The following is a 1570-nucleotide window of genomic DNA, read 5'->3' on the forward strand; positions in this document are numbered from 1 at the left end:
TTTGCTCATTTGCTAATTTTCAAATTTGCTAATTCTTACGGTTCATCAATACCTGAGGGGTTTAAGCCTTTGCCTCCACCGGCGGTGTAACCTCGGCTTTCACCTGTTTCCCAAGGAGATACCCAGAAAGCGTAGAGTTCACCATTGGTAAGGTAGAATTTAAAACGTACGGGCTTGCCTTTGAGTGCTGTGAGGGTAGCGTTGTTTTTCCATTGTACGCGTGCTTTGGTACCATCACTTTTTTGCAATACTATACAATCCTTTTTAGTGAAACCTGCAATAGGAGTACCATTTTCATCTAACACTTCTACTAATAGTTTACCTTTCTTAACCGCTGCATTTACAAAGAGGTATTCACCATCAAAACTTACTTTTTCGGTAGTAGCAAAAGCCTCTTTCTTATCAGCTTTGAGCGATACAAAACCATCACGGCGCAAGGTAGCTAAACCGGTACTCATACCAGCATCCCACCAAATACCATTCTTAGAACGACCACTACTATAGAAATAAAGAGAATCGCCTACAATAATAGGCACCCCATTCACCGACTGCATATTGCCGTAATTCCAAGCCCCTTCAGTAGGATTCACTGCCATAAACGACTGGTGAGTAGGGCGAGCAAAGTGAAAACCATCACGACTGTAACCTAATTGTACCTCGTTGCGTTTGGGCATCATCGCTTTTTTGCAAATGCCATTTTCAGGCCCTTGCCACTGACTGTAAAAGCCCAATATGATACTCTCATAGGCAATGGCATCAAAATTATAAATACCAGGGTCTACTTCGGGGTAATCGGGGTGGCGTTTTTCTTTATCATCAGGGGTGAACCAAAATACTTGGTATTTCTCGTGTAGCTGTCGGCTCATCATATGAGCAAGACTTACAGCATCTTCTACATTAGCGTGCTCTAAATAAGAGCGCGAACGGTTAGATACCTTAGGCACCGAATAGCGCATACTGATAGCCCAACGATGGGTAAAAGGATTGTAGAATGCGGAACAACGGTCGGTAATGCTACCTGAGTGAGCTACGCCTTTATCAGTCCAGTGAATACCATCGGAGGAATATTTCAATACAATTTGGTATTGAGCATAGTCGCTTTTGTACTCTATGTTATTCATCACTTTGTACTCTACATTGAAGAACTTAAAGCGTTTAGCGGGGTCTTTTTCCTGTTTGTCGAGCCATACGGTAGCAGCATCGCGATTGTTTACATCTACGTAGTTAGTGCCAAGCACTATATCTAATGAGGGTTTCGTCCAATGCTTGCCATCAAGTGATTCGGCATAGCAAGTAGCTAATCCGTGTTTGGCATCATTTGCTTGTGAAGCTCCTGCTAAGTACCACATTTTAAACTTGTTGTCGTGTTCATCATACCACACTCCATCGCTAAAAGGAGCTGCGTAAGGATAACCTTCCTTAGTGTTTTCCCAAGGCTTATCAGCTTTGAGTACTGGATTTTGAGCATAAAAGTTAGGTGTGTGATAGACTTTTTGCAAGTGATTTTCACTGAGCAAAAAATCGTCTACAAATAGCTGTCTGCCCGTATTGATAGGAATGACAGCAGGTT

General features: G+C 42.4%; 1 protein-coding gene. It reads right to left on the reverse strand.

What is annotated here, in order from left to right; all coding sequences use genetic code 11:
- Positions 1-35: 35 nt before the first annotated feature.
- A partial coding sequence (locus HMPREF9073_RS01965; protein ID WP_009412299.1) for a hypothetical protein occupies positions 36-1570 on the reverse strand: 1535 nt, incomplete at its 5' end.

The organism is Capnocytophaga sp. oral taxon 326 str. F0382, from assembly GCF_000318295.1.
Lineage (GTDB): Bacteria > Bacteroidota > Bacteroidia > Flavobacteriales > Flavobacteriaceae > Capnocytophaga > Capnocytophaga periodontitidis.